This is a genomic window from Thermoflexibacter ruber (assembly GCF_900113045.1).
Lineage (GTDB): Bacteria > Bacteroidota > Bacteroidia > Cytophagales > Thermoflexibacteraceae > Thermoflexibacter > Thermoflexibacter ruber.
In genome coordinates, this window is record NZ_FONY01000020.1 from 89,788 (window position 1) to 95,951 (window position 6,164).

Here is a 6,164-nt window from a genome sequence, read left to right on the forward strand (position 1 = left end):
GATATTTATTACGTAGTGTGCAAGCCAAGAGAAAAAACACGTTTAATAAATAACACTCTGCTTTTTGTGTAAATTCATCTCATTTTTTCCTTACCTTTGTGCCTTATTTAATCTGGAATGAAGAATGAGAAATCTGGAATATTTGTATGATTCCCTTTGGTAATTTTATTCTTCATTCCAGATTCTAAATTCCAGATTCAAGAAAATGAAGTACAAAGAATACAAACAGAGCATTAGCCAACTTAGTACCCAAGTCAATCAAGAAATTTTGGCATTTTGGAAAGCCAATCAGGTTTTTGAGCAATCAGTTACAAGTAGGGAAGGCAAACCTACTTTCACTTTCTATGAGGGACCTCCTTCTGCTAACGGCACACCGGGTATTCACCACGTAATGGCTCGTACTATCAAAGATATTTTTTGTCGTTACCATACCCTCAAAGGCAAGCAGGTAAAGCGCAAAGGGGGCTGGGATACACACGGTTTGCCCATAGAACTGCAAGTGGAGAAGGAATTGGGCATTACCAAAGAAGACATTGGCAAAAAAATCAGCGTGGCAGACTACAACAAGAAGTGTAGGGAAACGGTCATGAAGTACAAAGACCAATGGGACGAACTTACTGAGAAAATGGGCTATTGGGTGGACTTGCAAAATCCGTACATTACTTTTGAAAATAAATACATAGAGTCTTGTTGGTGGTTACTCCAACAACTCTACAACAAGGGGTTGCTTTACCAAGGTTATACCATTCAGCCCTACTCTCCTGCGGCGGGAACAGGATTAAGCTCTCACGAGTTGAACCAACCGGGAACTTACAAAATGGTGAAAGATACGACCATTGTTGCCCAATTCAAGATAAAAGGAACGCCGAATGACTACTTCTTAGCTTGGACGACCACGCCTTGGACTTTGCCTGCAAATACTGCTCTGGCTGTGGGTAAAGATATTGACTATGTAAAAGTTAAAACGCATAACCAATACACTAACCAACCTGTCAATGTCATCATGGCAAAGGCTTTGATGGGAAAAATTTTGGGAAATAAATACGTAAACCGTAACGATACAGAAGAAGAAAAATTTGCAGGAAAAATTCCTTATGTAGTTTGTGAGGAAATGAAGGGAGAGGAGTTATTGGGTATTGAGTACGAGCAGTTAATTCCCTTTGCACAACCGCTTGAAAATGCAGAAAATGCCTTTAAAGTGATTGCGGGGGATTTTGTAACTACAGAAGACGGAACAGGTATCGTACATATTTCGCCTACTTTCGGGGCAGATGACTTTCGTGCCGCCAAACAAGCTGGCGTTCCTCCTTTGACGATTTTAGACGAAGAAGGGAAGGAAATGCCTTTGGTCGACAAGCAAGGAAGGTTTGTAAAAAGTGTAAAAGCACAATTTGACGCTTATTTTGATAATAGTGAGTTAAAAAACAAATACATCAAACCTAACTATATCAAGCCTGAATACGAGGAAAAAGAAAGTGCCAAAGAAAACTACTTGCCTTCTGATGTACTTATTTCTATCATGCTAAAAGAGCAAAACAAAGCATTCAAAGTAGAAAAATATGAACATACCTATCCACACTGTTGGAGAACGGACAAACCCGTATTGTACTATCCCTTAGAGTCTTGGTTTATCAGAACTACTGCTTTGAAAGATAGATTAGTAGAACTGAACAAAACGATTAATTGGAAACCAGAAAGCACAGGAACAGGTCGTTTCGGGAATTGGTTAGAAAATTTGGTGGACTGGAACTTGTCAAGAAGTCGCTATTGGGGAACGCCACTACCGATTTGGAGAACAGAAGACGGAAAAGAAGAAGTTTGCGTAGGTTCTATTGAAGAACTTATCTCTTTGGGTTTTTTGAGTAAAGAAAAAGCAAATGAATATTTTGACTGGGATAATTTAGATAAATCCAACCTTTCTAATGCTTTGGACATATTCCCCATGTCATCTACGGGGCGTTATATTTCCTTGCAAGAAATTAAGAGGGTTGTCCCTGATTTGGAAAGCAAGTTAGACTTGCACAAGCCTTTTGCAGACGATATTGTACTGATTAAGCATGGGCTTATCTTGAATCGTGTGCCTGACCTCATAGACGTTTGGTTTGATTCGGGGGCTATGCCTTATGCTCAGTGGCATTATCCTTTTGAAAATCAGGATATTTTCAAAGCGAACTATCCCGCTGACTACATCTCCGAAGGGGTTGACCAGACCAGAGGCTGGTTCTTCACCCTCCATGCGATTGCGGGTTTGGTATTTGACAGCGTTGCTTTTAAGAATGTGGTTTCCACAGGTTTAGTTTTAGACAAAGACGGGGAAAAAATGTCCAAACGCAAAGGAAACGTTATCAATCCCTTTGAGGCGATAGAAAGATATGGAGTGGACGCAATTCGCTGGTACATGGTAGAAAACTCTGACCCTTGGGACAACTTAAAGTTTAATTTGGCTGGGGTAGAAGAACTACAACGTAAATTTTTCTCGACCTTGCAGAATACCTATAACTTTTTTGCTATGTACGCCAATGTGGACAATTACGAAATAGACGAGTTCAACGTAATGCCTTATGAGCAAAGGTCGACTTTGGATAGGTGGGTTATTTCCGTTTTACAAAACTTGATTGAAACGGTAGATAAGGCATATACTGACTATGATGTAACCAAAGCTGTGCGTGCTATCCAAGATTTTGTGTGCGACCAACTTTCTAACTGGTATGTAAGGCTTTCAAGGAAACGTTTTTGGATTGGGGAAATGACTGCGGACAAACTTGCCGCTTACCAAACTTTACATGAATGTTTGTTAGTAACTGCTCAACTTATGTCGCCTGTCGCTCCTTTTTTTGCAGAGTGGTTGTATAAAAATATGACAGATAACATCAGAGAAAAAGCAAAGGCAAAAAATACACCTCTCCAATACGATTCGGTGCATTTGACTTATTTCACTGAGCCAAATAAAAATCTCATAGACAAAGATTTAGAGCAGTCTATGACTTTGGCGCAGAGCATCTGTTCATTGGTTCACTCTATCCGTAAAGACAAAAAAATTAAAGTGCGTCAGCCCTTACAAAAAATCTTGATACCTATTTTAGATGAGGCGACAAAGGCACAAATAGAAGCAGTTAAAGACTTGATAAAGACCGAAGTAAACATCAAAGAAATTACCTATATCTCCGATGATTCGGGTATCTTGACCAAGAAAATCAAGCCTAATTTTAGGGAATTGGGCAAGATTTACGGCAAACAAATGCAAGCTATCGCCGCAGAAATCAGTAAGATGAGCCAAGCAGACATTAATCGTTTAGAGAAAGAAGGCGAGTTTATTGTTTATCTCAATGGTAATGCAAGCAAACTGACTTTGAAAGACGTAGAGATTTCTTCCGAAGACATTGCAGGTTGGTCGGTAGCCAAAGATGGCAATGTAACTGTGGCTCTGGATATTACCATAACTGACGAACTGCGAGAGGAAGGCATTGCAAGGGACTTGGTAAACCGTATTCAGAACATACGCAAGGACAAGGGCTTAGAAGTCCAAGACAAAATCAAGGTCTTTATCCAAGAGGGCGATAAGGCAGTGAACATGGCAATTCGCAAACACGCCGCCTACATCAGTGGAGAAACCCAAGCTACTGTTTTAGAGTTACTTCCACAAGTAGCACAAGGGGAGGAGTTGGAAATTGACGATTGGAAGGTGAGATTAGAGGTAGCAGTAGGCTAAGGGAAGTAGCATGAATCTGAAATACTGAATACTATGCAGGATATTTTTTCATTTTTTTCTTTTCGAGAAATCAATGTAGTATATGTAGTCTTGGGGTCTATCTTGCTATCTGCAAGCTCGGCGATTGTAGGGACTTTTACTTTTCTCAAAAAAAAATCCTTAGTAGGTGATGCAGTAGCCCATGCAGTTTTACCGGGAGTATGTTTGGCTTTTTTAGCTATTGGGACTAAAAACCCTTTGGCTCTTATCGTGGGGGCATTTTTATCAGGGTGGCTATCCATGCTTTGCATCGATTGGATAGTAAAAAATAGTAAGATTAAAGAAGATACTGCCGTAGGATTAGTATTATCTGTTTTTTTTGGTGTAGGTATCCTGCTCCTCACCTCTATCCAGCACTCTGGAAATGAGGAGCAGGCGGGTTTGGATAGTTTTCTTTTTGGTAAGGCAGCGGCTTTAGTAGGGGAGGACTTAGCTGTATTTGCAAGCACCGCAATTATTTTGGTATTGATAGTTTTACTTTTTTTCAAAGAGTTCCAACTGATTGCTTTTGATGAACATTTTGCTCAAGTGATTGGCTTGCCTGTTAAGCGATTAGAGTTTATTTTGACTACACTTACTGTATTGGCAGTAGTTATTGGTATTCAGGCGGTTGGTGTAGTACTCATGGCAGCTATGCTGATAACTCCTCCTGCGGCGGCTCGCTACTGGACTGATAGACTCGCTACTATGGTCTTACTTTCTGCCATCATGGGCGCAGTAGCAGGATTTTTGGGAGCATTTATTTCTTACTTAGCACCTGCTATGCCAACGGGACCTTGGATTATTTTAGTTATTTCTTTTATTGCTCTATTTTCATTCCTATTTGCACCCAGAAAAGGTTTGATAGCCAAATACCTTCAGCAAAGAAATTATCAAAGTAAATTTACTGACGAGAATATTCTCAAACTAATTTATCACTTAGGAGAAAAAGACAAACTGTTTTTTGAAGAACGCAGTGCAGATTACATCAAACAGCACCGTCTATTCCAACCCCAAATTTTGAAAAAAGCACTTCAAAGGCTTAGAGAACAAGGCTACCTCTCTCAAAATGAAAAAGGGTGGGCTTTTACCAAAGAAGGCTATGAAAGAGGAAAAAGGATAGTGCGACTACACAGACTTTGGGAACTTTATTTGACTGAATATCTGCGTATAGCCCCTGACCATGTGCATGATGACGCAGAAACTATGGAGCATATTATTACCCCAGAGATAGAAAAACAATTAGAACATCGCTTACAAAAGCCTAAGTATGACCCTCATCAAACAGAAATCCCTTATGAGTGAAATAGTTGTAGGTTTGACTTTCTAAGTCAAACACTTATCTAATTGTAGCTATTTAAGCAGTTTATAATTTTTATACTCTCCTATCCGCCAACCTGTAAGTTTTTCTATCCAATAGGCTATGAGATAGCGAAGCGTATATTTTTTCTGAGTAACGTCAAATTGAAAATCCCAGTTCATCTTTTGGATACGCTCTTTAATGACTTGCGGATGTTCTCCTTCAAAAAGAGCTAAAGAATCTACTTGTGAATAGTCAAAGGCATTGGCAGGGACGATTATCTTTTTCAAACTTTCCTCATCATGCCATAAGGCATTAAAAGTTTCTACTTTTTTTTGTTGAATTATAGGATTTTTTACCCAGCCATAGTGATAAACGAAAGCATCTATTTGCTTGACTTTTAGCTTTTTACCATCTTTTTTCCTAAATCCTTGAGCATCTTGGTAAGAGGTAATATTGCGGTGATTTCTAATGATGCGGATTTCTTTTCTGTACCAATGCCGAGAATCAGCCACATACTGATAACTTCCATAAAAGTGCAAGTAGTTGAAAAGCAGACCTTCTACTTTTGTTTCTGATAAATAAGTTTGCATAGCTTCTTGGATAACAGGCAAATATTTTTCATGAACTACCTCATCGCCTTGAATATAAAAAGCCCAATCTGAGTCACTTGCAATTTGTGCTAATGCCTTGTTGGTTTCTTCTGCCAATACTCTGCCCCCCTTTCTCAAACTCTCGTCCCAAACCGTTTCTATGATTTTAATTTTATCAGAATCAATGGATTGAATCAAGGCTAAGGTATCATCCTCTGATTTGCCTACTGCTACGACAAACTCGTCGCAAATCGGTAAAATGGAAGTGATAGCTTCTATAATAACGTGAGTTATTGAGGTAATTGTTTAAAAGTCAATTTTTTATGATAAAAAATGTTCAATATTAATAAATATAGTATATTTGAAAATTACACTAATCAAAGAATACTATGTACTTAATATTGAACACAACAAAACTAATAGAAATTTACATTACTTGTGATGACTTTGCTAAAAAATTTGAACAGTATCAATTAAGTCAAGGACAAGTTGTACCACAAGAAAAAATGTCTTGTTCAGAAATCATGGCAATTGTGATTTATTA

Annotated in this window: 3 protein-coding genes; 2 read left to right on the plus strand and 1 reads right to left on the minus strand. The window is 38.7% G+C overall.

Translation table 11 applies throughout. The annotated features are described in order from the left end of the window. Positions 1 to 205: 205 nt before the first annotated feature. Together ileS and BM141_RS12210 are read left to right on the plus strand one after the other, a co-directional pair. Complete coding sequence (gene ileS / locus BM141_RS12205; RefSeq protein WP_091545697.1) at positions 206 to 3,709, plus strand: isoleucine--tRNA ligase; 3,504 nt, start codon at positions 206 to 208, stop codon at positions 3,707 to 3,709. Between the two features lie 33 nt (positions 3,710 to 3,742). Then, complete coding sequence (locus tag BM141_RS12210) at positions 3,743 to 5,032, plus strand: metal ABC transporter permease (protein WP_091545700.1); 1,290 nt, start codon at positions 3,743 to 3,745, stop codon at positions 5,030 to 5,032. 48 nt (positions 5,033 to 5,080) lie between these two features. Here the strand turns inward: BM141_RS12210 and BM141_RS12215 are convergent, their stop codons facing one another. Then, positions 5,081 to 5,923: a glycosyl transferase gene (locus BM141_RS12215; RefSeq protein ID WP_091545703.1), complete on the minus strand. Its 843-nt coding sequence runs from the start codon at positions 5,921 to 5,923 to the stop codon at positions 5,081 to 5,083. Between the last annotated feature and the right edge of the window lie 241 nt (positions 5,924 to 6,164).